19 protein-coding genes are annotated in these 26,266 nt (G+C 64.4%); 14 read left to right on the forward strand and 5 right to left on the reverse strand.

The window, feature by feature from the left end; translation table 11 throughout:
* Positions 1–26: 26 nt before the first annotated feature.
* The 4 genes from KY495_RS15545 to KY495_RS15560 all read left to right on the forward strand — a co-directional run bounded on the left by KY495_RS15545 (position 27) and on the right by KY495_RS15560 (position 4,246).
* Positions 27–599 (forward strand): helix-turn-helix domain-containing protein, encoded by a 573-nt coding sequence (locus KY495_RS15545; RefSeq protein ID WP_219880295.1) that lies wholly within the window; start codon positions 27–29, stop codon positions 597–599.
* Between the two features lie 8 nt (positions 600–607).
* On the forward strand, positions 608–1,141 hold the full coding sequence (locus KY495_RS15550; RefSeq protein ID WP_219880296.1) for a GNAT family N-acetyltransferase: 534 nt from the start codon (positions 608–610) through the stop codon (positions 1,139–1,141).
* Positions 1,142–1,209: 68 nt separating this feature from the next.
* Positions 1,210–2,565, forward strand: a complete 1,356-nt coding sequence (locus KY495_RS15555; RefSeq protein ID WP_219880297.1) for a nucleotide disphospho-sugar-binding domain-containing protein — start codon at positions 1,210–1,212, stop codon at positions 2,563–2,565.
* Between the two features lie 538 nt (positions 2,566–3,103).
* Complete coding sequence (locus KY495_RS15560; RefSeq protein WP_229518325.1) at positions 3,104–4,246, forward strand: OmpA family protein; 1,143 nt, start codon at positions 3,104–3,106, stop codon at positions 4,244–4,246.
* Between the two features lie 158 nt (positions 4,247–4,404).
* On the opposite strand, the gene KY495_RS15565 is transcribed toward KY495_RS15560, so the two are convergent.
* Positions 4,405–4,563: a hypothetical protein gene (locus KY495_RS15565; RefSeq protein WP_219880298.1), complete on the reverse strand. Its 159-nt coding sequence runs from the start codon at positions 4,561–4,563 to the stop codon at positions 4,405–4,407.
* Between KY495_RS15565 and cphA the strand changes: the two genes are divergently transcribed.
* Positions 4,562–7,210, forward strand: a complete 2,649-nt coding sequence (gene cphA / locus KY495_RS15570; protein WP_219880299.1) for a cyanophycin synthetase — start codon at positions 4,562–4,564, stop codon at positions 7,208–7,210. The genes KY495_RS15565 and cphA overlap by 2 nt on opposite strands.
* Positions 7,211–7,223: 13 nt before the next feature.
* On the opposite strand, the gene KY495_RS15575 is transcribed toward cphA, so the two are convergent.
* Positions 7,224–8,693 (reverse strand): aldehyde dehydrogenase family protein, encoded by a 1,470-nt coding sequence (locus tag KY495_RS15575; protein ID WP_219880300.1) that lies wholly within the window; start codon positions 8,691–8,693, stop codon positions 7,224–7,226.
* A gap of 133 nt (positions 8,694–8,826) precedes the next feature.
* Between KY495_RS15575 and uvrA the strand changes: the two genes are divergently transcribed.
* From uvrA to KY495_RS15610, 7 genes are all read left to right on the forward strand, one after another.
* Positions 8,827–11,388, forward strand: a complete 2,562-nt coding sequence (uvrA, locus tag KY495_RS15580; protein ID WP_219880301.1) for an excinuclease ABC subunit UvrA — start codon at positions 8,827–8,829, stop codon at positions 11,386–11,388.
* A gap of 361 nt (positions 11,389–11,749) precedes the next feature.
* A complete protein-coding gene (locus KY495_RS15585) occupies positions 11,750–13,453 on the forward strand; it encodes an ATP-dependent DNA helicase RecQ (RefSeq protein WP_219880302.1) in 1,704 nt (567 codons plus the stop codon).
* A gap of 14 nt (positions 13,454–13,467) precedes the next feature.
* Positions 13,468–14,547 carry a ligase-associated DNA damage response exonuclease gene (locus KY495_RS15590; RefSeq protein WP_219880303.1) on the forward strand — a complete coding sequence of 360 codons (1,080 nt, stop codon included), beginning with the start codon at positions 13,468–13,470 and terminating at the stop codon, positions 14,545–14,547.
* Positions 14,540–16,171, forward strand: coding sequence for an ATP-dependent DNA ligase (locus KY495_RS15595; RefSeq protein ID WP_219880304.1), 1,632 nt, complete (start codon positions 14,540–14,542; stop codon positions 16,169–16,171). Before KY495_RS15590 ends, KY495_RS15595 begins: the two co-directional genes overlap by 8 nt.
* Positions 16,168–18,630, forward strand: a complete 2,463-nt coding sequence (locus tag KY495_RS15600; protein ID WP_219880305.1) for a ligase-associated DNA damage response DEXH box helicase — start codon at positions 16,168–16,170, stop codon at positions 18,628–18,630. Before KY495_RS15595 ends, KY495_RS15600 begins: the two co-directional genes overlap by 4 nt.
* Complete coding sequence (gene pdeM, locus KY495_RS15605) at positions 18,627–19,277, forward strand: ligase-associated DNA damage response endonuclease PdeM (RefSeq protein ID WP_219880306.1); 651 nt, start codon at positions 18,627–18,629, stop codon at positions 19,275–19,277. The genes KY495_RS15600 and pdeM overlap by 4 nt, the downstream gene beginning before the upstream one ends.
* A 69-nt stretch (positions 19,278–19,346) precedes the next feature.
* Positions 19,347–20,462 (forward strand): glycine zipper 2TM domain-containing protein, encoded by a 1,116-nt coding sequence (locus tag KY495_RS15610; protein WP_219880307.1) that lies wholly within the window; start codon positions 19,347–19,349, stop codon positions 20,460–20,462.
* Between the two features lie 66 nt (positions 20,463–20,528).
* Here KY495_RS15610 and KY495_RS15615 read toward each other — a convergent pair whose 3' ends face one another.
* From KY495_RS15615 to KY495_RS15625, 3 genes are all read right to left on the reverse strand, one after another.
* On the reverse strand, positions 20,529–21,329 hold the full coding sequence (locus KY495_RS15615) for a Crp/Fnr family transcriptional regulator (protein WP_219884276.1): 801 nt from the start codon (positions 21,327–21,329) through the stop codon (positions 20,529–20,531).
* Between the two features lie 465 nt (positions 21,330–21,794).
* Positions 21,795–22,439, reverse strand: a complete 645-nt coding sequence (locus tag KY495_RS15620) for a response regulator transcription factor (protein WP_219880308.1) — start codon at positions 22,437–22,439, stop codon at positions 21,795–21,797.
* 102 nt (positions 22,440–22,541) lie between these two features.
* The gene (locus KY495_RS15625) at positions 22,542–23,006 is read right to left on the reverse strand and encodes a universal stress protein (protein ID WP_219880309.1); all 465 of its coding nucleotides are present in this window, start codon (positions 23,004–23,006) and stop codon (positions 22,542–22,544) included.
* A 419-nt stretch (positions 23,007–23,425) separates the two neighbouring features.
* Between KY495_RS15625 and KY495_RS15630 the strand changes: the two genes are divergently transcribed.
* Together KY495_RS15630 and KY495_RS15635 are read left to right on the forward strand one after the other, a co-directional pair.
* Positions 23,426–24,247, forward strand: a complete 822-nt coding sequence (locus KY495_RS15630; RefSeq protein ID WP_219880310.1) for a protein phosphatase CheZ — start codon at positions 23,426–23,428, stop codon at positions 24,245–24,247.
* On the forward strand, positions 24,247–26,145 hold the full coding sequence (locus tag KY495_RS15635) for a chemotaxis protein CheA (RefSeq protein WP_219880311.1): 1,899 nt from the start codon (positions 24,247–24,249) through the stop codon (positions 26,143–26,145). The genes KY495_RS15630 and KY495_RS15635 overlap by 1 nt, the downstream gene beginning before the upstream one ends.
* Positions 26,146–26,266: the final 121 nt, after the last annotated feature.

A 26,266-nucleotide genomic window follows, 5' to 3' on the forward strand; every position in this document is an offset into this window, starting at 1 on the left:
GGGTCGTTGTATCTTAAAATGCCCAAATGAATACTATTGTGGACGACACGGGCCGCCAGCTGGCGGTGCGGATCCGCCTTGAGCGCGATGCGCGCGGCTGGTCGCTGGCCGAGCTGGCCCAGCGCGCGGGGGTGGCCAAGGCAACGGTGAGCAAGATCGAACGGGGGGAGGTCAGTCCCACCGCCGTCATCCTGGTGCGCATTGCGTCGGCATTCGGGCTCACGCTGGCCGGGCTGCTGCTGCGGGCCGAGGGCCATGGGAACGGCGAGCGCGTCTCGCGCGCGGCAGCGCAGCCCGTATGGCGCGACCCGGCCACGGGCTACGTGCGGCGCCAGGTGCTCAGCCGGCCGGATCACCCGCTGGAAATCGTGCAGGTCCAACTGCCGGCCGGCGCCGCGGTGACCTTGCCGGCCGCCTCGTATGTCCATATCCGGCAGGCGGTGTGGGTGCGGCAGGGATCGCTGGTGATTGCCGAAGGGGGTGTGCGCCACAGCCTGGACGAGGGCGACTGCCTGCCGTTCGGGCCGCCATCGGATGTGGAATTTTTCAATGAAACAGCGCTGCCCTGCACCTATGTCGTGCTGCTGGCGCGCAGTTAGGTGAGATCATGGACATTCAAATTCGGCAATTGTGTCAAGGCGATGCGGCCAGCGCGCAGCTGGCACCGCTGCTGGTGACGGTGGTAGCAGGGGGCGGCTCGGTCAGCTTCATGCATCCGCTGCCATTGGAAGAGGCCCGGCATTTCTGGGACGGGGCGCTGGCCTCGGCCGCGCGGGGCGAGCGGGTAATCCTCGGTGCCATGGAGGGCGAGCGCCTGCTCGCTACCACCACCGTATTGCTGTCATGTCCGCCCAACCAGCCGCACCGCGCTGAAATTGCCAAGATGATGACGCTGCCGGCTGCGCGCCGGCGCGGACTTGCCGGCCAGCTGCTGCGCGCCGCCGAAGTACTCGCTGCCCAGCGCGGCAAGACCCTGCTCATGCTCGACACGGCCAGTGAAGGCGGGGCCGCGCGCCTGTATGAAGCGCACGGCTATGCGTTGGCCGGCACCGTGCCCGATTTTGCCCTGAAGCCGCATGGCGGCCTGACGGGTACCATGTTTTACTGGAAGCGCATCGGGGCGCAGGGGCCGTCGGCCTAGCACTGGCGCAGTCTTTTCCCGGTCTTGCCCGCCGCCTGCCGCGATCCATTTGAAGTAGGGAGCACAGCATGGACACTGAATTCCTGTTCGTCACCACCGGCTCGGCTGGCGACCTGTTTCCCTTCCTGCGCATGGCGCAGTCGCTGCGCGCGCGCGGCCACGCGGTGCGCCTGATGGCACCGGCGCTGCATGAGCCGATGGTGAGGCAGGCAGGGATTGACTTTCATGGCACGGCCGCCGACCCGGCCGTGCTTGACGATCGAAACTTGTGGCATCCCATGCGCGGCTTTGGCGTGGTCTGGCGCGCCGTGCGCCCCGGCCTGCGCGAACTGCCGGAGGTGCTGGCACGGTTGACACAGCCAGCGCAATCGGCGCAATCGATACAGCCGGCGCAATCAACACAGCCGGCGCAATCGGCGCAATCGGCCCCAGCGCGCCGCTGCGTCATCATTGCCCATCCGCTGGCCGTGCCCGATGCCGTGCTGGCCCGCGACGGCGGCAGGCAGGGGCAGACGCCGGTCGTGCCAAGTGGCGGCCAGGACAAGCCCGTCGTGGCAGTGGTTGCCGCCTATCTGGCGCCGTCCAATATCGCGACCATCCATGATCCGCTGGTGCTGGGACCCTACGGCGTACCGCGCTGGCTGCCCCACCCGCTGCGGCGCTGGCTCTGGTCAGTGGTCGGAGCACGGGTGATCGATCCCGTGGCCCTGCCGGAGATAAACGCCGCGCGCGCTGCAGCCCGGCTGCCGCCGGCTGCCAGTCTGTTGTCCCTTTTGCGCGATGAGCCGGATTTGTCGCTTGCCCTGTTTCCCCCATGGTTTGGGCCACCCAAGCCCGATTGGCCAGCACCGCTCGTTTGCGGTGACTTTGCCTTGTTCGATCCCGATCCGGATGCCGGGTTCCCGCCTGAGGTAAAACAATTTTTGGCGGAGGGCGAATCGCCCCTGATTTTCACCCACGGTACGGGCAATCGGCAGACCGCCCATTTTTTCGCCTGTGCGCTGGAGGCCACGCTGCAGCTGGGCCGGCGCGCCATCTTCCTCACGCCCCATCGTGACCAGGTGCCGGCGCAGCTGCCGCCGCAGCTGCTATGGCAGTCCTATCTGCCGCTGAAACGCTGCCTGCCGCGCAGCGCCCTGATTGTCCATCACGGCGGCATCGGCACCACGGCCGAGGCACTGCATGCCCGCGTCGCGCAGCTGGTTGTGCCGCTGGCTTTTGACCAGTTCGACAATGGCGCACGGGTGGCCGCGCTCGGCGCCGGCAGCGTCCTGCCGCACGCGCGGCTCACCGCAAGGCGATTGGCCGCAGCCCTTTCCGCGCTGCTGGCGGCGCCGCCACCGCATCTGCCTGGCAGCAGCGGCAACTGGGAGGGCATGGTGGATGCGATCGAACGCCTGGGGGCGGGCAGGGCAGGGAACTAATGAGCAGGCGCGCGAGTCGATAACCAAGTGCGCAGGTGCGCAGGTGCGCAGGTGCGAAGGTGCACCCTGTGTCGCAAGGGGCGTCGCTGAACGAAAACCGAAAGGCAGGCCGAGCATGTCGGCGCGGGAATCTGGTAACAATTTGGCCATTTTCCCGGCTCGGCGAATGGTGCTTATCGGCCATGTTCCAGATCTAACTAGAAAGAATAATTACCGAAATCCAAGTTTTTTGTAACGTTCTTAGCAGTTTGGACATCATGTCACATGCAAAACGCCAGCTTTTGGTATGATGCGCTCAGCAGGACGATTGGAACATGGCTGGAGCTGCATTCCCTAAAGCGAGCCCAAAAGGCTACAAGAAATAGCAACTTTTTGCGAAGACTGTTAAAAGTGTTGTTTTTCCGCGAAATCGACGCATGATCAATTCGTTATGTTCGGTAACGAACCGAGTGCAAGTTGATAAGAAGGAATAATATGTACTCAGCTACGAATTAGTCCTAGCGAGCCATCCCCAAAAACCAATTAGCGAGAGAAAAATATGAAATTTACAAAGCAAGTTGCATCGATGACCGCGATCGCTGCAGCAGCGGTTCTGATGAGCCAGAGCGCTTCTGCTCAGGAATTTGTCAATCCTGACTGGGCTAATAAAGCTATCTATGTCGGCACTGCCATGGGCCAGACGCGCGCCAATATCAATAATGAAGATACCATCCGCGCGTTCAACGCTGCTGGCGGTGCTGCTGTCAATTCGTGGGTCAGTGACGAGAAGGACGTCGGTTTCAAGCTGTTCGTTGGTAAGCAGCTCAACCGTTACTTTTCGGTTGAAGCAGGCTTCTTCGACCTCGGCGATTTCTCGTTCAGCACCAATACCCCGACTGGCACCACCGGCGGCGCGAACCTGAGCTATAAGGGCGTGAACCTGGACCTGATCACTCAGATCCCATTCACCGAGCGTTTCTCTGCCTACACCCGCCTGGGCGTGCAATATGCACGTTCGACCACGGAATTCACCGGCAGCCGCTTTCCGACCAACACCCGCGTGACCGACAAGAACACCAACGGCCGCGTCGGCCTGGGTCTGGAATACAAGTTCACCGAAGCGCTGGCAATGCGCGCTGAAGTAGAGCGCAACCGCATGGACGACGCCATCCGCACCAAGGCCAACGTTGACCTGTACTCCCTGGGCCTGGTCTACAAGCTGGGCCGTCCAGCAGCCGCGCCAGTGGTCTACACCCCGCCGCCAGCCGAGCCAGTCGTAGAAGCACCAGCACCGGCACCAGCACCAGCACCGGCACCAGCACCAGCGCCAGTGCCAACGTCGGAAAAAGTCACCTTCGCAGCTGAAACGCTGTTTGACTTCGACAAGGCTGTCCTGCGCCCAGCCGGCAAGGCTGAGCTGGACAAACTGCTGACCAACCTGCAAGGCATGAACACTGAAGTGATGGTTGCAGTCGGCCACACCGACTCGATCGGCTCGAACGAGTACAACCAGCGTCTGTCGATGCGCCGTGCCGAAGCTGTCAAGGCTTACATCGTATCGAAGGGTGTTGATGCATCGCGCGTGTACACCGAAGGCAAGGGCGAGACCCAGCCAGTTGCGACCAACGCAACCGCTGAAGGCCGTCAGCAAAACCGCCGCGTGAACGTGGAAGTTGTTGGCACCCGTACCGTTACCCAGTAATCGGTCAAGCGTCACCAAGAACCGCCGGGCATTGCGCCCCGGCGGTTTTTTTTTGCCTGTAGATTTATCGGCAATGTTGTTTTGTAAGCATCGGCTTACAGAAGCACAGGATGCGCTTCCCTTCCGTCGCCATGCTCCTGGCTGCGATACTGCATTGTTTATAAAAATGCATATTCAACAGAGGAAACAGCAGATGGGCGAGCGCCTGGGTGACCTGCTTGCGGACTGCGCACACTGCTGCGCCTGCCCGGCGCGCCGGCTGTGCTTTCCCTGGACAACTCCTCATCAACCATCATCGACAGGATCTTCACCAGCATGAACATCACCGAGCAGCGCCTGCTTCGAGGCCGCAATCTCTATTCCGCGCACCCATGTCTTCTCACCGTCATCGATCTGGGGCCGATGCGCGCGTTGTCCACCAGCGCCATCGAAGGCTTTTGCGACACCCTGCTCGAGCTGCTGCCCTCCCTGTACGATCACCGCTGCTCGGCCGGCAAATACGCCGGCTTCGTGCAGGCACTGCGCGCCGGCACCAACCTGGCCCATGTGGTCGAACATGTCACCATCGCGCTGCAGTGCCTGGCGGGTACACCGACCAGCACGGGCCGCACCCATGAAGTGGCCGGCCAGCCTGGCTGCTACCGCGTGGTGTGTTCCTATGAAATCGAGCAGGTGGCCGAGGATGCGTGCGATGCCGCCATCGCCCTGGTCAGCGCACTGGCCCAGGGCAGCCCGGCGGTGCGCGAGCAGCTCGCGCAAGAGCTGGTGCAGCTGCGCCAGACGGCCGAAGACCAGGCCATCGGCACCAGCACCGGCGCCATCGTCCGCGCGGCTGCCCGGCGCGGCATCCCGTACAACCGCCTCACGCCCGAAGCGAACCTGTTCACGCTGGGCTGGGGCGCGCAGCAAAAGCGCCTGCAGGCCACCATCACCGGCGACACCAGCCATATCGCCGTCAACATCGCCTGCGACAAGGAGCTGACCAAGGCGCTGCTGGAAGACGCGGCGGTACCGGTCCCGGAAGGCAGCGTGGTGCGCACGCTGGAACAGGCGCAGCGCGCCGCCGCCCGCCTTGGCGGCCTGGTTACCCTCAAGCCGCTCGACGGCAACCATGGCCGCGGTGTAACCACCCGCTGCGGCACCCCGGAAGACGTGGCGGTGGCCTTTGCGCGCGCCCGCGAACATGGACGCAGCATCATTGTCGAGCGCTTCATCGTCGGTGACGACTACCGCATTCTGGTCGCCGGCGACAGGGTGGTGGCCGCGGCGCTGCGCCGGCCACCCACCGTGGTGGGCGACGGCGTGGCCACCGTGCGCGAACTGGTGGCGCTGGAAAACCGCAACCCGGCGCGGGGCGAGGGCCACACCAACATCCTCACCTTGATTCCCACCGACGGCCTGACCGACACTGCCCTGGCCGGGCAGGGCCTGAGCCTGGACAGCGTACCCGAGGCCGGGCGCCGCGTCATATTGCGCGGTAACGCCAACCTCTCGAGCGGGGGCACGGCCGAAGACGTGACCGACATCATGCACCCGTCCACGCGCGACATGTGCGTGCGCGCGGTACGCAAGATTGGCCTGGATGTGGGCGGCGTGGACCTGGTATGCGCCGATATCTCGGTGCCGCTCGATGGCCGCAACGGCGCCATCATCGAAATCAACGCCGCCCCCGGCATCCGCATGCACGAATACCCGAGCGCCGGCACGCCGCGCGACGCGGGCGAGGCTATCGTCGAGTCCATGTTCGGCGACAGCGACGGCCGCATCCCCGTCATTGCCGTCACCGGCACCAACGGCAAGACCACCACCACCCTGATGATCGATCACGTAGTGCGCACGGCAGGCATCGTTGCCGGCTGCACCACCACCGAAGGCGTGCATGTCAACGGTGTGCGTATCGCGGAAGGCGACTGCAGCGGCTACTGGTCGGCGCGCACCATCCTCGGCGCGCCCGAGGTGGAGTTTGCCGTGCTGGAAACGGCGCGCGGCGGCATCCTCAAGCGCGGCCTGGCCTTTGACCGCTGCGACGTGGCGGTGGTGCTCAACGTGAGCGCCGACCATCTCGGCATGGACGGCATCGATACGCTCGATGACCTGGCCCGTGTCAAGGCCGTGGTCGCGGCCTCCGCTTCGCGCGCCGTGGTGCTCAATGCCGAAGATGCGCGCTGCGTGGCCATGGCAGCCGGCCTGGCCGAAGGCGTCGAGACGATTTACTTCGCCTGCGACAGCGGCAATGCGGTGCTGCAAGCCCATCTGGCCCAGGGCGGCAAGGCGGCCTGGCTGCAGGATGGCTTCCTGATGACGGCCGACGGCGCCGCGCACCATCAGCTCATGCCGGTAGTGGACCTGCCTTCCGCGCTGGCGGGCTGCGCGCGCCACAACGTGGCCAATGCACTGGCCTCGGCCGCCGCCCTGCTGGCAACCGGACTGACGCGCGAGCTGGTCGTGCATGGCCTGCGCAGCTTTGTCAGCGATGGCAAGGGCAATCCCATGCGCACCAATCTGTACGATGTAGGCGGCATCCAGGTCATCGTCGACTATGCCCACAATCCGGCTGCCTTTGCGGCACTGGCCCAGACCACCCGCGCCATGACGGGCGGGCGCACGCATGCCGTGGTGACGTCGCCGGGCGACCGCCGCGATGAAGACTTGCGCGCGATCGGCCAGGTGTGCGGGGCCGGGTTCGACGAAGTGGTGTTTTACGAGTGGCGCAGCGAGGACCGCGGCCGCATACCGGCCCAGCGCGCCATGCTCATGTACGACGCGGCCTGCGAAGCGCGCGAGAGCACCGGTGGCGTCCTGGTGGAACTGGACTGCGGACGCGCCGTGCGCCATGCCCTGTCACGCTGCCAGCCGGGCGACGTGCTGCTGTATGCCTGTGGTTCGTCGGCCCATGAACTGGTACAGGCCATCGCACCGGTTGACCCGGACAGCGCCGCCCGCATTTCTGCATTGATCGACTGAGCGCGGGGCAGGCCTACAGCATGGGCAGGCGCAGCAGGTCCACCGTCTTGCGGATCAGGTAATTGCGCCGGCTGGTATACGGCGGGAAGAACAGCTTGATCAGCATGAGTGGCGAAGATTTCATTACCGCGCGCTCATGCGAGAAAGCCTTGAAGCCAAACACGCCGTGCGCATTGCCCATGCCGGAATTGTTCACGCCGCCAAAGGGCAGGTTGCCGTGCGCGAACTGCGCCACGCAGTGATTGACGCAGGCGCCACCGGAACTGGTGCGCTGCAAGACCTTGTCGATAGTGCCCTGCTGGCGGCTCCAGATGTACAAGGCGAGCGGCTTGGGGCCGGCATTGATGGCCGCCAGCACCTGGTCCAGATTGTCGTAACCCATGATGGGCAGCAGGGGGCCAAAGATTTCCTCGTCCAGGATGGCACTGCCGGGAGCGATATTGTCGAGCAGGGTAGGCGCGATGTAGCAAGCAGCCTCGTCCACCTGGCCGCCGGCCTGGACACGCGCGCCCTTGCCCAGTGCATCGGCCAGCAGGGCCGCCAGGCGGCCCGTATGGCGCCGGTTGACCACGCGCGTCAGGTCGGCGCTGCTTTTTTGCGCGTCCGCACTGTCGCCATAGCGTTCGGCCAGCACTTGCCGGCAGTGCGCGATGAATGCCTCCTTGACCGCGTGGTGAACGTGGATATGGTCCGGTGCCACGCAGGTCTGCCCATTGTTGATGAACTTGCCCCACATGATGGTCTCCGCTGCCAGGCGCAGGTTGGCTGTCTCATCGATGATGGTTGGCGACTTGCCGCCCAGTTCCAGCGTAACGCTGGTCAAGTTCTTCGCGGCAGCGGCCATCACCACCTTGCCGACCGCAGGCGAGCCGGTAAAGAAGATGTGATCGAAAGGTAACTCCAGCAGTGCGCTGGCCGTGGGCAGGCTGCCTTCGAACAAGGCCACCTCATTGCTGGGGAAAACCTCGGCAATGATGCCGGCCATGAGGGCGGAGACGGCCGGCGTCATCTCGGACGGCTTGATGATGGCGGTGTTACCGGCCGCCAATGCCGAGACAAGCGGGCCGAAGCACAGGCTGAGGGGGTAATTCCAGGGCGCAATGATGAGAACGCGCCCGCGCGGCTGGTACTGCACCCAGCCGGACGTGCCGAGCATGGTCGTGGTGGGCCACACGCGCAGTGGCTTCATCCAGCGCCTGAGCCGGCCCAGCACGTGGCGTATCTCTTCCATGACCGGCAAGAATTCCGTCGCCTCCACTTCCGCCGGCGACTTGCGGTAATCCTGGGCAAAGGCGGCGTAGAATTGTTCCCGTCTGGCCATCATGGCGTCGCGCAGCCGCTTGACGCGGGCGATCCGCTCGGCCGCGGTCGATGCGCGCCAGCGCAGGGCCGTTTCCTGCTGGGCGTCGAAAGCGGCGCGCATCTGCACTGCCGGCGCTTCGGCAAGGGGGTGGAGCTGGGCGGCGGTAGCGGGCGAATTCATGCTGGCAATCCAAGTGAAAAAACGGAGGTTCTCAGCCTACCATGCCCTTTGCCCGGAAATTGACAGGATTATTCTAATCCCGGAGGTGTGTCACCTAACGGTTGACATTGCCTCGGGCACGTTAAATGGTGGTATGCGCAAACATCCATCGTCCCCATCCGCCCCCGCCCAGCTTGCAGAGCGTCCGGGATACGTCCAGGTGCGCGGTGCGCGCGAGCATAACCTGAAAAACGTGTCGCTTGACATCCCGCGCGACGCCCTGGTGGTATTTACCGGCGTATCCGGCTCGGGCAAGTCCTCGCTCGCCTTTGGCACCCTGTATGCGGAAGCGCAGCGGCGCTACCTGGAATCGGTCTCGCCCTATGCGCGCCGGCTGTTTCACCAGATGCCGGTACCCGAGGTGGACGATATCGATGGCCTGCCGCCGGCCGTGGCACTGCAGCAGCAGCGCGGTTCGCCCACCACCCGCTCCTCGGTGGGCAGCGTGAGCACGCTGTCGAATTCCCTGCGCATGCTCTATTCGCGCGCCGGCACCTACCCGCGCGGCCAGGAACTGCTGTACGCGGAGTCGTTCTCGCCCAATACCCCGGAAGGCGCCTGCCAGCAGTGCCATGGCCTGGGGCGCGTGTATGAAGTGACTGAAAAGTCGATGGTGCCGGACGACTCGCTCACCATCCGCGAGCGCGCGGTGGCGGCCTGGCCCACCGCGTGGCACGGCCAGAACCTGCGCGACATCCTCGTCACCATGGGTTACGACGTCGATACGCCCTGGCGCGACCTGCCGAAAAAGGTGCGCAACTGGATACTGTTTACCGAAGAGACGCCCACCGTGCCCGTGTACGCGGGCTTCACCCCGGAAGAGACCAGGGACGCGCTCAAGCGCAAGGAAACGCCCAGCTATCAGGGCACGTTCACCGGGGCGCGCCGCTACGTGCTGCAAACCTTTGCCACCACCGAAAGCGCGTCGATGAAAAAGCGCGTCGCGCGCTACATGGTCAGTTCCGAGTGCCCGCTGTGCCGCGGCAAGCGGCTGCGCCAGGAGTCGCTCTCGGTGACTTTCGGCGGGCATGATATTGCCGACATCTCGCGCATGCCGTTGGAACGCCTGCACGCCCTGCTGCTACCCTTTGCCCATGGCGCTGCCGAGCAAAGCAAGAAGGATGCACAGGCCCACCCGGAAAAGCTGATCGTCACACGCCGCATTGCCGAAGACCTGGTAGCGCGCCTGGACGTGCTGCTGGCGCTGGGGCTGGGCTACCTGGCCCTGGAGCGCAGTACGCCGACCCTGTCGCCGGGCGAACTGCAGCGCCTGCGCCTGGCCACGCAGGTGCGCTCCAATCTGTTTGGCGTCGTGTACGTGCTCGATGAACCGTCGGCCGGCCTGCATCCGGCCGATACCGAAGCGCTGCTGACGGCGCTGGCCCAGCTCAAGGCGTCCGGCAATTCGCTGTTTGTCGTCGAACATGCGCTCGATGTGATCCGCCACGCCGACTGGATCGTGGATGTGGGGCCGGACGCGGGCGAACAGGGTGGCAGCATCCTGTACAGCGGCCCGCCCGAGGGCCTCAAGGACGTGCAGCAGTCGCATACACGGCGCTACCTGTTCGACCAGGCGCCGCCGCCGCCGCGCACCCCGCGCCTGCCAGCGGGTTGGCTCAAGCTCGCGGGAGTGAGCCGCAACAATCTCCATGGGCTCGATGTGGACCTGCCGCTGGGGGTGCTGGCCAGTGTGACCGGGGTGTCCGGCTCCGGCAAGTCGACCCTGGTGTCGCAGGTGCTGGTGGATCTGGTAAGCGCCGAACTGGGGCACGAGCCGCCGCCGGAAGTGGAGGAGGGCGACCCGCTTGAACACGTGGAGGTGATTGAGACGCAGGGCCGCATCGTCCACGGCCTGGGCGGCATCAAGCGCCTGATCCGGGTCGATCAAAAGCCCATCGGGCGCACCCCGCGCTCGAACCTGGCAACCTACACGGGATTGTTCGATCACGTGCGCAAGCTCTTTGCCGCGACCAAAATGGCCAAGGCGCGCCGCTACGATGCGGGCCGCTTTTCCTTCAACGTCGCCAAGGGACGCTGCGAACACTGCGAAGGCGAGGGCCAGGTGATGGTGGAGCTGCTGTTTTTGCCGAGCGTGTACGCGCCATGCCCTACCTGCAGCGGCGCGCGCTACAACGCCAAGACGCTGGAAGTGACCTACAAGGAGCGCAACATCGCCCAGGTGCTGGCAATGACGGTGGATGCGGCAGCGGCGTTCTTTGCCGACGAAACCGCGATTGCGCGCTCGCTGGAAGTGCTGCGCGAGGTGGGGCTGGGCTATCTGCGCCTGGGCCAGCCGGCCACCGAACTGTCGGGCGGCGAAGCGCAGCGCATCAAGCTGGCCACGGAACTGCAGCGCGCCACACGCGGCAACATGCTGTACATCCTCGATGAACCGACAACCGGCCTGCATCCGTCCGACGTCGACAAGCTGCTCACGCAACTCGATCGCCTGGTCGAAGCGGGCAACAGTGTCATTACGGTCGAACACAATATGCGGGTGGTGGCCGCCAGCGACTGGGTGATCGATATTGGCCCTGGGGCGGGCGAATCGGGCGGCAAGGTGGTGGCAGCGGGGCCGCCGGGCCAGGTTGCGAAAGACAAGACCAGCAGGACGGCGCCCTATTTGCGTTCGGCCATGAAGGCAGTCGGCAAGTAGGACCAAGGCTAGCCGGTCCGCATGGCACGGCAGGAGGCTTAGGGCGTTCTTAGTGAATCAGCAGGAAGCTGGAATTTGCCAGGACATCGGTGGCCACGAGCAGATAAGTTGCTGCGCTGGCAACGCCAATGTGCAGCGCTGCGATGGTGAATGGGATTAAGCGCATGATGTCCTCCGGTTGTTCTAGCACGTTTCTTGATCGTATGAGCTCATCATAATGGCTATTCTGCAAAGCAACTATCGGTGAACCGTCCGTCGCGCTGTAGGACAAACGCCTGTGGCCCGGCTTTTGGCTGCTTCCTACGTCATTTGTAGGCTGCGTCCTATGGTAGAGCCCAATCGTGCGCCCTACAGTGGTGGTATGACTACACATGACCCCATCCTCCTGAACAAGGGCGTACGTGCCGCCCGCCGCAACAAGATCAGCAAGCTGTTGCGTTCCATTTTTGGCGTCGAGCGTTTGCGCGATGGCCAACAACAAGTGATTGACAGTGTGCTCGATGGCCGGGATACGCTGGCGATCATGCCCACCGGCAGCGGTAAATCGCTGTGCTACCAGATTCCCGCCCGCATGCTCGCGGGCACCACGATCGTCGTGTCGCCGCTGATTTCCCTGATGAAAGACCAGCTCGAGAAGCTGGAAGACATGGGTATCCGCGCCGCCCAGGTCAACAGTAGCCTCAACAAGGAGGAAGAGGACGCGGCCATTGAAGGCATTCGCAACACCACCCACGAAATCGTGTTCTGCACCCCCGAGCGGCTGACCAGTCCTGCATTTCTTGCCGTGCTGCGCGAGATCCAGATTGCCCTGGTCGTCATTGACGAAGCCCACTGCATTTCCCAGTGGGGGCACGACTTCCGGCCCGCCTACCTGGAGATGGCCGCCGCCATCGATGCCCTTGGCAAGCCACCGGTGCTGGCCCTGACCGCCACGGCCACCGACGATGTGGTGGCCGATATCGGCCGCCAGCTGGGACGGCGCGGCATGCATGTCGTCAATACCGGCATCTACCGCCCCAACCTTCACTACAGTGTGGTGCAGGTGACCAATAATGATGAGCGCTACGCCCGTGCGCGCGAGCTGGTGCAGCAGCACGAGGGCACCGGCATCGTCTACGCGGCCACGGTCAAGGCGGCCGAGGAAATGCTGGAAGTGCTCGAAGGCGCCGGCGAATGTGTCACCATTTATCATGGCAAACTGGCCGCCAGCGAGCGCAAGACCAACCAGGACCTCTTCATGTCCGGCGAGCGGCGCGTGATGGTGGCCACCAATGCCTTCGGCATGGGCATCGACAAGCCGGACACGCGCTTTGTCATCCACCTGCAGCTGCCGGCCAACCTGGAGGCCTACTATCAGGAATCGGGGCGGGCCGGGCGCGATGGCGAGAATGCCGACTGCACTCTGCTGTACTTTCAGGATGACAAGCGGGTCCAGCAATTCTTCCTGGTCAAGCATTATCCGACGGGGAATGACCTCAAGATGTTGTATGACAGGGTGTGCGCCCTGGCCGAGGAAAACAAGCTGACCACCGATGACATTGACGAAGCACTGGGCGAGGAGCTGCCCACGGCCAAGCTCAAGGTATGCCTCAAGCTGCTCAAGGATGGCAAGCTGCTGCGCCAGAACCGCAAGCTTGAATTCATCGTCACGGCCAAGGCGCCCACGGCAGCGATCTTCGAGGAGCTGGCGGCCATCTACGCGCAAAAACAGGAACGCGACCGCGAAGCGCTGGAACAGATGGTATCGTACGCGGTAAGCGGCTTTTGCCGCTGGAAGGTACTGCTGGACTACTTTGACGATGAAGTCGACGGCTTTGAAAAGTGCTGCCGCTGCGATAACTGCCTCAATCCCCCGGTGGTTGCCGACATCGCCATTCGCGATGACGAGTTCGAGGTGAGCACGGAGCCCGACGACGCGGGACCGCAGTTCAAGGAAGGCGACAAGGTCAGGGTGCCCAAATATGACGAAGGCACCGTGCTCGGCGTTGCCGGCGACCAGGTCACGATCAGCTTTCCCGACCAGAGCGAGCGCACCTTCCTGATCGACTTCGTCAGCCCAGCCTAAGGAGAATGCCGCGCATGTCAGACATGGTTGTCGTTCGCAAGGAAGGGCTGTACTGCGTGCCGGGACAGTTCTATATCGATCCCTGGCGCCCCGTGGAGCGCGCTGTCATCACCCACGCGCACGGCGACCATGCCCGCGTGGGCCATGGCCATTATCTGTCCACCGCCAGCGGGGTCGGCGTGCTGCGCTCGCGCCTGGGCGAGATTCATATCGACGGGATCGAGTACGGCCACACGGTGGAGCACAATGGCGTGCGCATTTCACTGCACCCGGCCGGCCACGTACTTGGCTCGGCCCAGGTGCGCATGGAGCACAAGGGCGAAGTGTGGGTGGCCTCCGGCGACTACAAGGTGGAACCGGACCGCACCTGCGCGCCGTTCGAGCCGGTGCGCTGCGATACCTTCATCACCGAGTCCACCTTCGGGCTGCCCATCTACCGCTGGCAGCCGGAGCAGGAAATTTTCGACGACATCAATCGCTGGTGGCGCAAGAATGCCGACGAAGGGCGCGCCAGCATCATATTTGCCTACGCCTTCGGCAAGGCCCAGCGCATCCTGTCGGGGCTCGATGCCTCGATTGGCCCCATCATCTGCCATGGCGCGGCCGAACCCCTGAACCGGGTCTACCGCGAAGGCGGGGTGAACCTGCCGCCCACGCGCATGGTGACCGACGTCGACAAGGCCGACATCAAGCGCGCGATCGTGATTGCCCCGCCCTCGGCCGGCGGCACCACCTGGATGAAGCGCTTCGGCGACTACAGCGACGCTTTTGCCAGCGGCTGGATGCAGCTGCGCGGGGCACGCCGGCGGCGCGGCGTGGACCGCGGCTTCATCCTGTCTGACCATGCCGACTGGCCCGGCCTCATGACGGCCATCCGCGCCACCGAAGCGCCGCGCGTCATCGTCACCCACGGCTCGATTCCGATCATGGTCCGCTGGCTGCGCCAGGTGGGACTGGACGCCTCGGGCTTTGATACTGAATACGGCGACGAGGACGACGCGGCCGCCGAGCTGGCGGCGCCGGCGGACAAGGTTCTGGAACCGGAGCCGGGTACGGAAGCGGCGGGCCAGGAGAGCGAGGTGCGCGATGCGTGAATTCGCCCGCCTCTACACCGAACTTGACGAAACCACCGCCACCAACCGCAAGCTCGAAGCGCTGCAAAACTACTTTGGCCGCGCCGCGCCGCAGGACGCCGCCTGGGCCGTGTACTTCCTGGCTGGCGGCAAACCGCGCCAGGCGGTGCCCACCAGGCTGCTGCGCGAATATGCCATTGAATACGCCGCACTCGACGAATGGCTGTTCGACGAGTCGTACAACGCCGTGGGCGACCTGGCCGAGACCATTGCCCACATCCTGCCGCCGCCCACGCGCCGGAGCGATGTGGGCCTGGCCGAGTGGATGCAGGAGCGGGTGGGACCGCTGCGCGGCGCCGATCCCGCCACCATCCGCGCGGCCCTGTTCAGCTATTGGGATGAACTGGAATGGCGCGAGCGCTTCCTGCTCATGAAGCTGATCGGCGGCGGCTTTCGGGTGGGCGTGTCCAAACTGCTGGTCACGCGCGCGCTGTCGGCGCTGGCGGCGGTGGACAGCAAGCTCATTGCGCAGCGCCTCATGGGCTGGACCGACAATACGGTGCGCCCGACCGCTGCCAGCTTTTTGCAGCTGATCGCCGAGCAGTCCGACGAAGAACACAAGCTGCGCGGCGGCCAGCCATATCCTTTCTTCCTGGCGCACCAGCTCCAGGGCGACCCCACCGCGCTGGGCGAGATCGCCGACTGGCAGGTGGAGTGGAAGTATGACGGCATCCGCGCCCAGCTGGTGCGGCGCGGTGGCCAGAATTACCTGTGGTCGCGCGGCGAAGACCTGATCACGGAGCGCTTTCCCGAGCTGGCCGGGCTGCCGCTGCCGGAAGGGACGGTGGTCGACGGCGAAGTGCTGATCTGGACCGAGGTCGATACGCCGGCGCCCTTCGCCGATCTGCAAAAGCGCATTGGCCGCAAGACGCTGTCGGCCAAGCTGCTGGCCGAACTGCCGGCCGTGCTGGTGGCCTACGATCTGCTGGAAGAAGAAGGCGTGGACTTGCGCACCCTGCCGCAGCACGAGCGGCGCACCCTGCTCGAAGCGCTGGTGACCCAGACCGCACGGCCGCAGCTGAAAATTTCCCCCCTGGTCAAGGCCAGCAGCTGGGAAGAGCTGGCGCTGGTGCGCACCGAATCGCGCGCACGCGGGGTGGAAGGGATGATGGTCAAGTCCATGAGCGCGCAGTACGGCGTGGGCCGCACCAAGAACGTGGGCACCTGGTGGAAGTGGAAGGTGGACCCGTACAGCATCGATGCGGTACTGATCTATGCCCAGGCCGGCCATGGCCGCCGCGCCTCGCTCTACACCGACTATACCTTTGCCGTGTGGGATGGCGAGGGCGGCGAGCGCAAGCTGGTGCCGTTTGCCAAAGCCTATTCAGGCCTGACCGACAAGGAAATCGCGGTGGTGGACAATGCGATCCGCAAGACCACGGTGGAAAAGTTCGGCCCGGTGCGCTCGGTGAAGCCGACCATGGTCTTTGAGATCGGCTTTGAAGGCATCCAGCTCTCCACCCGCCACAAGGCCGGCATCGCGGTGCGCTTTCCCCGTATTTTGCGCAAGCGCGATGACAAGCTGGTGGACGATGCGGACTCACTCGACACCCTCAAGGGCCTGCTGGCCGCCTCCAACGCATGAGCAAGAGCGAGATGGCGAAGAGCGTGGACGACTGGTTCGCTGCGCGCGGCTGGAAGGTGTTTCCGTTCCAGCGCGCGGTGTGGAAGGCGGCCGTCAAGGGCGAGTCGGGCCTGCTGCATGCTAATACCGGCGCCGGCAAGACGTATGCAGTCTGGTTCGCGGCCCTGCTGCGCGGTTCGCTTCTCAAACAGCGCAAGGCGGCAGGCTTGCGGGTACTGTGGATCACGCCCATGCGCGCGCTGGCGGCCGACACCCAGCGCGCGCTGGAAGAGTCCAGCCGTGCGCTGGCCCCTGCGTGGACCATCGGCGCGCGCACCGGCGACACCACCTCGGCCGAGCGGGCGCGCCAGTCCAAGCTCTTGCCCTCGGCCCTGATCACGACGCCCGAGAGCCTGTCGCTGCTGCTCAGCCATGCGGCAGCGGCCCAGCAGTTTGCCCATCTGGACATGGTCATCATCGATGAATGGCATGAACTGTTGGGCAGCAAGCGCGGCGTGCAGGTACAGCTGGCGCTGGAGCGCCTGCGCCACTGGCGCGCGGACCTGGTGGTGTGGGGCCTGTCGGCCACCATGGGCAACCTGGCCCAGGCCCAGGACGTGCTGCTGGGGGAGGGCAGAGGCGTACTGGTGGAGGGCGACACGGGCAAGCAAATCGTGGTCGACTCGCTGATCCCGCCAAACGTGTCGCGCTTTCCCTGGGGCGGCCACCTGGGCATCGCCATGCTCGACCCGGTGATCCGCGAGATCGAGGCGTACAGCGCGACGCTGGTGTTTACCAACACGCGCTCGCAGTCCGAGCTGTGGTACCAGAACATCCTCGACGCGCGTCCCGACTGGGCCGGCGTGATCGCCCTGCATCACGGTTCGCTCGACCGCGAGGTGCGCGAATGGGTGGAACTGGGACTGAAAAAGGGGGAGCTCAAGGCCGTCATCTGCACCGCCAGCCTGGATCTGGGCGTGGACTTCCTGCCGGTCGAGCGGGTGCTGCAGATCGGCAGCGCCAAGGGCATTGCGCGCCTGTTGCAGCGCGCCGGGCGCAGCGGGCATGCCCCGGGCCGGGTCTCGCGCGTGACCCTGGTGCCCACCCACAGCCTGGAAATCCTGGAGGCTGCCGGCGCCAAACAGGCCGTGGCCAGCCGCAACATCGAGGCGCGCCTGGTCCCCAACAAGCCGTTTGACGTGCTGGTGCAGCACCTGGTGACGGTGGCCCTGGGTGGCGGCTTCGAATCCCAGGCCTTGTTCAATGAGGTCAAGGGCGCATGGTCGTATCGCCACCTGGCGTGGGAAGAGTGGCAGTGGGCGCTCGACTTCGTGGCGCGCGGCGGCCAGAGCCTGGTCGCCTATCCCGAATACCAGCGCGTGGTGCCCGACGAAGCGGGCGTGTACCGCGTGCCCAATATCGCACTGGGGCGGCGCCATCGCATGGGCATTGGCACCATCGTCTCCGATTCGACCATGCACGTGAAGTACATGAGCGGGGGACGCATCGGCAGCGTGGAAGAGTCGTTCATCTCGCGCCTCAAGCCCGGCGACCATTTCCTGTTTGGCGGGCGTATCCTGGAATTCGTGCGGGTCAACGAGATGACCGCCTTCGTCAAGCGCGCCACCGGTGCGCGCGGGGCCGTCACGCGCTGGCAGGGCGCCAAGATGCCCATGTCGTCGGAACTGGCCCACGCCGCGCTCGAGCAGCTGCGCCTGGCCGCGGCGGGCACATTCATCGGCCCCGAAATGCAGGCCATTCAACCGCTGCTGGAGATCCAGTGCCGCTGGTCGGCCCTGCCCACCATCGACACGCTCGTGGTCGAGAGCATGAAGAGCCGCGAAGGCTACCATTTGTTCATGTATCCGTTTGCCGGGCGTTCCGTGCACATGGGGCTGGCCTCGCTGTTTGCCTACCGTATCGGGCGCACCCAGCCAATCACCTTTTCGATTGCGATCAACGACTATGGTTTCGAGCTGCTGGCAGCCGAACCGGTGGACTGGAAGCTGGTTTTTCGGGGCAAGAGCGGGGCCGATGTGGACTTGTTCTCCACCGCCCGCCTGCTCGAAGACGTGCTCGAGAGCCTGAACGCCACCCAGCTGTCGCAGCAGCGCTTTCGCGAAGTGGCGCGCATTGCCGGCCTGGTGTTCCAGGGCTATCCCGGCCAGCCCAAGAGCGCGCGCCAGATCCAGGCGTCATCCTCCCTGTTTTTCGAAGTCTTCCGCAAGCACGACGCGGGCAACCTGCTGCTGACCCAGGCCCAGCGCGAAGTCATGGAGCAGGAGCTGGAACTGACGCGCCTGCGCGATACGCTCACCGAGCTGCATCAGCGGCGCGTGACTCACTGCGAGGTGGCGCGGGCCACGCCGTTCGGCTTTGCGCTCATGGTCGAGCGCTTCCGCGAAAAGCTGACCACCGAAAAACTGTCGGACCGCGTCAGCCGCATGCTGCGCGAACTGGAAAAGGCGGCCACGCCTTGAGCGCGCGCGAGATCGACCTGGCCGGCGAGCGGGTGCTGCTGCTGGCGCAAAAGGCGCTGTACTGGCCCCATGCCAGCATGCTGGTCATTGCCGACATCCACTTCGGCAAGGCCGCCTCGTTCCGCGCCCAGGGCGTGCCGGTGCCGCGCGGGACCACCACCCAGAACCTGGAGGGGCTCGATGCCCTGATGGCGATCTATCCGACCAGGGAAATCGTTTTTTTGGGGGACTTTCTGCATGCCCGCGCCGCCCATGCCTCCGCGACCGTGGCGGCCATGCTGGCCTGGCGCCGGCGCCATCCGGCACTGCGCCTGACCCTGGTTCGCGGCAATCACGACATGCGCGCAGGCGACCCGTCGGCAGCGCTCGGCATTACCATGGTGGACGAACCGCACACGGTCGGCCCCTTCAGCTTTTGCCACCATCCCGATGTCGCCGCTGCCGGCTACGTGCTGGCCGGCCATGTCCACCCCGTCTATCTCCTGGCCAGCCGCCTCGATTCGCTGCGCCTGCCATGCTTCCTGGTCGGGCCCACCCGCATGATTTTGCCATCCTTCGGCGCCTTTACCGGCGGTTACGTGATTTCCCCCGACGTCCATGAGCGCGTGTACGTTACCTCAGGGGAAGCCATGCACTGCGTACGGTAACGCACGGTGCAGCCTGGCCGTCAGCCGTACCTTGCTGTTTAGAGCTGGCAATGAGTGTTGGACAGTCCCGTGGCCGGCGTTGAACCAACCCTTGAGGAGAACATCATCAAAACCGCTCATACCCTCTTCGCCGCTGTGATGGCCGTCACCCCCTTCCTGTCCCTCTCGCTCGTGACGGCGCCAGCACAGGCGCAGCAATACCAGACAAGTGCGACAGCGGTAACGCCGCGCATCCGTGGCTTCGAGGTCGACGAGGTGCGGCGCCTGCGGCCGGGCACGGAACTGACCTTCAAGCTGTACGGCACCCCGGGCGGGCGCGCCAACCTGAATATCAAGGGCGCGCGGCGCAACCTGGCCATGGCCGAGATCGAGCCGGGCGAATACGAGGGCACCTACACCATCGGGACCCGCGACCGCATCACGCCCACCAGTTCGGTGACGGCCAATCTGCGGGTGGGAAACCTGGTCACCAGCGGCGTGCTGGCCGAGTCGCTGGTGCGGGGCAATACGGTGGCCAGCAATGGCAATCCCCGCATCGAGCGCTTTGATGTGCGGGGTGACAATGACTTAAGCCCTGGCAGCGAGTTGAACTTCACCGTGTACGGCACCCCGGGTGCCAAGGTCGACATGGCGATCCAGGGCGCACGCGGCATCTTCTTTTTGCCCGAGATAAAGCCGGGCGAATATGCGGGCGAATACACGATCCGCCGCGCCGACCGCATTGTTCCCAACAGCGCCGTGACGGCCAATATGCGGATCGGCAACCGCGTCGCCACCACCAAGCTCAACAAGCCTTTGATGGTGGCGTCGGCGCCTCCCGTGCGGGCGGCCAGCACCACCCGTTATTGCCCTGACTGCGCCGTCGTGGAAGCGATCAATGTGGTGCAGGTCGATGGCGAAGGCCACTACCTGGGCACCATCGGTGGCGGCCTGATCGGGGCGGCACTGGGCAGCCAGGTCGGCGATGGCAGCGGCAAGACGGCTGCCCAGATTGCCGGCGCGCTGGGCGGGGCTTACATCGGCCGCAATATCGAGCGCAATTCCAAGCGTACCCAGGTCTATGAAGTGGTGGTGCGCTTTCCTAACGGTGGCACCCAGACCGTGACATACGAAAACGAACCGGCCTTGCGTGTGGGCGAAAAAGTGCGCATCAATAATGGCGTGCTGGAACGGCAAGCCCAGTAGCGCGGCAAGAAAAAACGGCGCCGGATGGGCATCCGGCGCCGTTTCTGTGGAGAGTGCCGTACGGCGTCAGGCCGTGGTGGTGCCGGCCAGTGCCGCGGTGGCGGCTTGTTCTGCAGCATCGGCCTTGGCCTTGTTTTGCTTGGCGCGCGAGCGTGATGGCGGCAGGCGGCGCAGTGTCTTGAGCGCTTCGGCATCCTTGATGCCGATGGTGCGCTGGTCAACGGTGATGAGGCCGATTTCGTTGAATGCCGACAGCGTGCGGCTGACCGTTTCCAGCGTGAGGCCAAGGTAGCTGCCGATCTCGTGGCGCGTCATGCGCAGGTTGAACAGCTTGCTTGAATAGCCCATGGCGGCGAAGCGCTCGGCCAGGGTGACGAGGAAGCGGGCCACCCGGGCTTCGGCCGAGAGGGCACCCAGCATGCCGATCATGGCTTGCTCGCGCACCAGCTCGCGGCTCATGACGCCGTACATGACGTTTTCCAGTTCCAGGTGAACACGCCCGAGCGCGGTCAGCTTTTTAAATGGCAGCAAGATCAGGTCGCAGTCCGACAGCGCCACCGCTTCCGATGCGTAGTGGCGGGTGTGGATGCCGTCCACCCCGAGCATGTCGCCCTTCATGGGGAAAGACAGCACTTGCTCGTTGCCGAATTCGTCGATCAGCACGGTCTTGAGGAAGCCCGAGTTGACGATGTACAGGGTATCGAATGCCTGGCCGATGGTGTGCACCCGCTGGCCGGTCTTGAACTGTACGTGCTGGAACAGCAGTTCTTCGGAATTGACCGAGACCGCTGCGGTAATGTGCAGCAAGTCGCACACTTCCTTGAGATTGGACCAGAGACGGCCCTGGCGCTGGCGGCCTGCTTCCATGGTGGAGGAATGCAAGGTCGACGAAGGGGTGTTGCGGTTGTCAAGCGTTGGCGTGGACAGCATGCTTATCTCCAGGTGAAAAATCTCGTGGGTTCAGGCTGCGGCAAACACGTTGTGGCGGCGGTAAATGGAGGCAACACGCCAGGGCCAACATGATGGGACAGCACGGCTGGGATTAGCTTGCGTCTTCTAGAGTGAACCGCAGGAAAGCCCGAATCGTTGGATTGAGTATGCCAACACGAGTCCGGCATTGATATCAGCGATGGCTGAATCTACCGGTAGGATAGGGCGCGCCACCGTAGGAGTAATCCTAGAAATGCAGCGTGCGCTCATAGGGGAAATGGCGGAAAGGACGATGCCGGAAGGCTGCCTGCAATCGTCGCAGGAATGGCGCTGATTGACGCTTGTCCGCACGAATTTGCTGCAGCGTTGTCTAAAACTATTGGCCTCTTGAACGGGAAGGCTTCAAGAACGAAATGGCGACAGCAGGCGATGCGCCACCGCGTACTGCACCATTTCCGACAGCGAGGTCATGCCCATCTTTTGCATGATGCGGGTCTTGTGCGTGCTCACCGTTTTCACGGACAGGTGCAGGCTGTTGGCAATTTCGGTAATCGACTTGCCGCCCACCAGCAGGGAAAACACTTCAAACTCGCGATCAGACAATTGCTTGTGCAACAGTTGCTCGTTGGGCGTCATGATGTTCAGGGCCAGCTGTTCGGCCACTTCGGTACTGATGTAGGGCCGGCCGGAGGCCACCTTGCGGATTGCCCCCACCAGCTGGGTGCCCGCGCTTTCCTTGGTGAGGTAGCCCTGGGCCCCGGCCCGGATGGCGCGCACGGCGTATTGCTCTTCTTCGTGCATGGTGAGAATAAGGATGGCCAGCTTGGGCGACTCGCTGCGGATCTGGCGGATCAGGTCCACCCCGCTGCGCCCGGGCATCGACAAGTCCAGCAAGAGCAGGTCGAAGCCGCCCTGGCGCACGTGGCTGAGCACTTCAAAGCCATTGATGGCCTCGCCGACGATATCGATGTCAAGCGCGCCGTCGAGGATGCGCTTCAAGCCTTCGCGCATGATCGTGTGGTCGTCGGCAATGACTATTCGTATCATAGGGCAGCAATCAGTGAAAACAGGTTAATGGAGCGAAGCAACAGCGCGCAGGCGCAGCCATAGCCTACTGAACAGCCACCGGTTGCACTACTAGCAGAAATGCTAGCTTGACGGCGCCGCGACCAGGCGGTGGACCAGCACAGGCCTGCTGGTGTGCGACAGCACCTTGTTGGTCACACTGCCGAGCAGCAGCTGGCCCCAGCCGCTGCGCCCGTGTGATCCGATGAAGATGAGGTCGCAATTTTGCTCCTCAGCCACCTCCACGATCTTGAGCGCGGCGCCATCGGCAAAGGCGGTGATGCCCGCGCTTTCCAGGCCCGCATCCCGCGCGGCCTGCACAATGGGCGCCGTGTGCTGATCGCCGGCCTGTTGCATGTGCGCGAAATATTCCTCTTCGCTGGGATAAGCGGGCGGGACAATTTCAACATAGACAGGGTACTGGTAGGCCGGTGCCACATACAGCACCAGCACGCGCGCCTGCAGCTGGCGCGCCAGTTCCACGCCCGCCGTAGCGGTATGCCTGGAGACGGCCGAGCCGTCCGTCGTAATGAGTATTTTCTGGTACATGGCTTGCTCCCGGGCAGACTGCCGACGTATTTTCTGTCAGTGCTGCTTTTTTGCCTATTGATAGAACGCAAACGTTTGATCTGCCTCAAACTTCGTGACAGTTACAAGGTGTTGTTTTGCGCGAATAAAAATTGCCTCAAAGGACTAAAACGCTTGATCTGGCGTTGATTAGATAACAAAATACAACACTCGAACCGTGGAATGCGCCTAGTTGATTGTCGGCCTCGCAAGTTTCGCACACCAATGCAGCGGTCGCCGCGCGCAATGATTTACCTGCGTACGATTGCACTGCTACACTCGCGTAAACGCGGCCTCATTGCCCCGGTTCATGCTCTGCCAAAAACTCGCACGGCACACATTTAGTCAGATCGTAAGATCGTAAAGATTGCGAAATTTTAAATTTATGGAGAAGCAGGTATATGACGGACGCCGCTGATGATTTCGACGCACTATTTGAGGAAGTGTCTGCGCAGCGCACCGCCGGTGCTGCCGCCGCCCCCGCCCCGGCTGCCGCGGAAGATGACATGGAAGCCCTGTTTGACCAGGTCGCTTCCACCCGGCCCCAGCTGGTAGCGGCGCCCGCGCCTGCTGCTGCACCAGAGCCGCCCGCGGCCGGTGGCGATGGCAGCGCCGGCGAAGCCGAGCGCTCGGACAATCCCATGTTTGAACGCCTGGGCGGCATCGTGCGCCTGCTGCACGACTCTCTGCGCGAACTTGGCTACGACAAGGCCCTGACCGAAGCGTCGAGCCAGATCAATGATGCCCAGGACCGTCTCGAATACGTGGCCAGCCTGACCGAACAGGCGGCCAACAAGGTGCTCAATACCCTCGACGAGGGCATGCCGGCGCAGGACGTCTTGTCCAAGCAGGCGCGGGAAATGGAGCAGCGCTGGGATGCCCTGTTTTCAGGCAAGCTCAGCATTGACGAATTCAAGGCCCTGGCCGGCGACGCACGCAGCTTTGCCAAGGCCGTCAATGACGCCACCGAAGCGGAAAAAGCGCGCCTGCTCGACATCATGATGGCGCAGGACTTCCAGGACATTACCGGTCAGCTGATCAAGAAAGTGGTGACCATCACCAAGACCGTGGAGCATGAGCTGGCCGAACTGTTGCGCGACAACGCTCCGCCATCGGTGCGCGAAAAGCTGTCCAAGCCGGCGCTCATGTCCGGCCCCGCGCTGCCGTCGGTGGCCCTGGACCAGGACAATGTGGACGACCTCTTAGCCGATCTGGGATTCTAATGGACGATATGCTCAAGGATTTCGTCGTCGAGGCGATGGATCTGGCAGTCAACGTTGAAGAGCATTTGCTGCGCCTGGAGCGCGATCCGAACAACAAGGAAACCCTCAACGCCGTCTTCCGCTCGTTTCACACGATCAAGGGTGGCGCCGGTTTCATGAATCTGCCGGCGCTGGTGGCGGCCTGTCACCTGACCGAAAACCTGTTCGACGCACTGCGCACCGGCGCTGCGCCGGTGACCCCGCTGGCCATCGAGGCGGCGCTGCAGGCGTCCGGCTTCGTGGCCGACCAGCTCACCGACTTGAACAACGGCGCCTTGCCCGAACAGCTGGCATCGATGCCGGACGCGCTCGAACGCATCCTGGTCGATGCCATCGAAGGCAAGGGCCAGTCGGCGCCGGCGCCAACGCCGGCCCCGGCGGCCCCTGGTGCCTCGGCCCCCGCTGCCATGGCCGCGGCCGCACCAGCGGCGCCCGCCGCCATGGCAGCGGGCGCTGACGGCCTCGATTGGGAAGCCATGTTCGTGGCCGTGGTCCCGCCCGGGACCTATGTCCCCGCGGCCACGGTGGCTTCGGCGGCACCGGCCGCCGCAGCCCCTGCGCCCCAGGCAGGCAGCGCCGCAGGCGACGCTGCCGCAGGCGCGAAGCCGGCCGGCTGGGATGGCGTGGATCGGCGCGAGGAACGGGTGCAGGAATTCCGCGCCGCTTCCGCGCCTGCCAAGGAAGACAGCATCCGTGTTGACGCGGTCAAGCTCGACGCGCTGCTGGAAGTGGCGGGCGAATCGGTGCAGGCAGCCAACCAGGCCGCCGTGCTGCTCGAGCGCCTGCTGCAGTTCAAGTTTGAAGGCGCGGCTGCGACCCTCATGACCACGCTGACCGAAACGCTGGAACGCGCCTCGCGCTATTCGGCCGAACTGCAGCGTGCCACCCTGGCCACGCGCATGCAGCCGGTGGGCCGCCTGTTCCAGAAATTCCCGCGCCTGGTGCGCGAGCTGGCCAAGGACCTGGGCAAGGACGTGGAACTGACCATCGAGGGCGCCGAAACGGAAGTGGACCGCGTGGTGGTCGACAGCCTGTACGACCCGCTGGTGCACATGCTGCGCAACGCCCTCGATCACGGGGTGGAGTCGCCCCAGGACCGCGCCGCTGCCGGCAAGCCGGCCAAGGCCTTCATCTCGCTCAAGGCATGGCAGGAAGCGAACAGCGTCATGATCGTGCTGCAGGATGACGGCAAGGGCATGGACCCGGCCAGCCTGCGGCGCAAGGCGATCCAGAAGGGCCTGATCAACGATAATGCGGCCCAGAGTGACGAGGAAGCCTACCAGCTGGTGTTCCTGCCGGGCTTTTCGACCAAGGAAGTGGCCTCTTCGGTGTCCGGGCGCGGTGTGGGCATGGACGTGGTGAAGACGGCCGTGGAAAAGAACCGCGGTGCGATCCATATCGAATCCTCGCTTGGCCACGGCACCAAGTTTGCCATCCGCCTGCCGATCGAACTGTCGATTGTGCCGACCATGCTGGTGTCGACCTCGGGCGCCGCACTGGCGCTGCCGATGGCCGTGGTCCAGCGCGTGGTCGAACTGCCCGACGAGTTCATGAACGTCGGCGGGGCGCCGGTGCTCAAGGACCAGGGCCGTCCGCTGCCGGTGCGCTCCCTGGCCGCCTCGCTCGGCTACGAGGATTGTTCGGAAAAAGTGGGCATCGTCATCAATGCCCCGCAGCCTTACATCCTGGCCGTGGCCGCGGTGGACGGCACCGCCGACCTGGTGATCAAGCCAATGACGGCCATTGCCGTCGAAGGCATCACCGGCACCGCCCGCTCCGCCGAGGGCGAACTGGTGCTCGTCATCGGCCTGTCCTTCCTGATGGACGGCTGCCGCAGTACCCTGCGCGCCGCGGCGTAAAGCCTTGCACGCCCCCGCGGCCACAGCCGGCGGGGGCGCTGTCCTTTCCTGTCCTGATTCCCGTCCTGTTCCTGCCTGCCCGGCCCGGTGCGCCTGCGTCGCAGCCGCCCGCGTCCTTGAC

It is taken from the genome of Massilia sp. PAMC28688, from assembly GCF_019443445.1.
Classification (GTDB): domain Bacteria; phylum Pseudomonadota; class Gammaproteobacteria; order Burkholderiales; family Burkholderiaceae_D; genus Telluria_A.

What these genes read in the sequence shown, in the direction of transcription:
- KY495_RS15545 (WP_219880295.1), top strand. Translation starts at nt 27, where the DNA reads ATGAATACTATTGTGGACGACACGGGCCGCCAGCTGGCGGTGCGGATC.
- KY495_RS15550 (WP_219880296.1), top strand. Translation starts at nt 608, where the DNA reads ATGGACATTCAAATTCGGCAATTGTGTCAAGGCGATGCGGCCAGCGCG.
- KY495_RS15555 (WP_219880297.1), top strand. Translation starts at nt 1,210, where the DNA reads ATGGACACTGAATTCCTGTTCGTCACCACCGGCTCGGCTGGCGACCTG.
- KY495_RS15560 (WP_229518325.1), top strand. Translation starts at nt 3,104, where the DNA reads ATGAAATTTACAAAGCAAGTTGCATCGATGACCGCGATCGCTGCAGCA.
- cphA (WP_219880299.1), top strand. Translation starts at nt 4,562, where the DNA reads ATGAACATCACCGAGCAGCGCCTGCTTCGAGGCCGCAATCTCTATTCC.
- KY495_RS15565 (WP_219880298.1), bottom strand. Translation starts at nt 4,563, where the DNA reads ATGCTGGTGAAGATCCTGTCGATGATGGTTGATGAGGAGTTGTCCAGG.
- KY495_RS15575 (WP_219880300.1), bottom strand. Translation starts at nt 8,693, where the DNA reads ATGAATTCGCCCGCTACCGCCGCCCAGCTCCACCCCCTTGCCGAAGCG.
- uvrA (WP_219880301.1), top strand. Translation starts at nt 8,827, where the DNA reads ATGCGCAAACATCCATCGTCCCCATCCGCCCCCGCCCAGCTTGCAGAG.
- KY495_RS15585 (WP_219880302.1), top strand. Translation starts at nt 11,750, where the DNA reads ATGACTACACATGACCCCATCCTCCTGAACAAGGGCGTACGTGCCGCC.
- KY495_RS15590 (WP_219880303.1), top strand. Translation starts at nt 13,468, where the DNA reads ATGTCAGACATGGTTGTCGTTCGCAAGGAAGGGCTGTACTGCGTGCCG.
- KY495_RS15595 (WP_219880304.1), top strand. Translation starts at nt 14,540, where the DNA reads ATGCGTGAATTCGCCCGCCTCTACACCGAACTTGACGAAACCACCGCC.
- KY495_RS15600 (WP_219880305.1), top strand. Translation starts at nt 16,168, where the DNA reads ATGAGCAAGAGCGAGATGGCGAAGAGCGTGGACGACTGGTTCGCTGCG.
- KY495_RS15615 (WP_219884276.1), bottom strand. Translation starts at nt 21,329, where the DNA reads ATGGAAGCAGGCCGCCAGCGCCAGGGCCGTCTCTGGTCCAATCTCAAG.
- KY495_RS15620 (WP_219880308.1), bottom strand. Translation starts at nt 22,439, where the DNA reads ATGATACGAATAGTCATTGCCGACGACCACACGATCATGCGCGAAGGC.
- KY495_RS15625 (WP_219880309.1), bottom strand. Translation starts at nt 23,006, where the DNA reads ATGTACCAGAAAATACTCATTACGACGGACGGCTCGGCCGTCTCCAGG.
- KY495_RS15630 (WP_219880310.1), top strand. Translation starts at nt 23,426, where the DNA reads ATGACGGACGCCGCTGATGATTTCGACGCACTATTTGAGGAAGTGTCT.
- KY495_RS15635 (WP_219880311.1), top strand. Translation starts at nt 24,247, where the DNA reads ATGGACGATATGCTCAAGGATTTCGTCGTCGAGGCGATGGATCTGGCA.